At 47.8% G+C, this 209-nt stretch carries 1 rRNA gene; it reads left to right on the plus strand.

The annotated features are described in order from the left end of the window. Positions 1 to 138: 138 nt before the first annotated feature. A 5S ribosomal RNA gene (gene rrf, locus QN399_RS26775) occupies positions 139 to 209 on the plus strand; the annotation flags it as partial.

The following is a 209-nucleotide window of genomic DNA, read 5'->3' on the forward strand; positions in this document are numbered from 1 at the left end:
TCCCCATGTGAGAGTAGGTCATCGTCAAGATTAAATTCCGAAACCCCTGTTTGCTTACGCAAACAGGGGTTTTGTTTTAGTGAGAGTTACCGAAATTAGCTGGCACGTTACCCCTGTAACGGATCGGCATCAGAATTTCTTGACGACCATAGAGCATTGGAACCACCTGATCCCATCCCGAACTCAGCAGTGAAACGATGCATCGCCGA

Origin of the sequence: Pseudomonas sp. 10C3, assembly GCF_036346185.1 — a bacterium.
Taxonomy (GTDB): Bacteria; Pseudomonadota; Gammaproteobacteria; order Pseudomonadales; family Pseudomonadaceae; genus Aquipseudomonas.